Genomic DNA, 239 nt, shown 5'->3' with positions numbered 1-239 from the left:
CGCCGGTGCTGCTCACGCCCAGCTGCTGGGCAGTGGCCGCATCGCTGACGTCATAGATCTTGACGCCCAGCGCCGGACGCGCCACAGAACCGTTCTCGATCAGTTCCTGGGCAATGTTCATGGCGGTATTGATGGGGATGGCAAAGCCGATGCCCTCGGCTTCGGAGTAGCTGCTCTTGGCGTTGACGATGCCGATGAGTTCCCCGTTGGCGTTGAACAGACCGCCACCCGAGTTGCCC

1 protein-coding gene is annotated in these 239 nt (G+C 62.8%); it reads right to left on the bottom strand.

Features of this window, described 5'->3' with window-relative positions:
• On the bottom strand, positions 1-239 hold a 239-nt coding region (locus H6B10_RS16500), incomplete at both ends, for a S1C family serine protease (RefSeq protein WP_204652472.1).

This window comes from Gemmiger formicilis (assembly GCF_016901605.1).
GTDB classification, from domain to species: Bacteria; Bacillota; Clostridia; order Oscillospirales; family Ruminococcaceae; genus Gemmiger; species Gemmiger formicilis_B.
The sequence above is the reverse complement of the archived record's forward strand: the minus strand, read 5'-3'. Positions and strand labels throughout refer to the sequence as shown.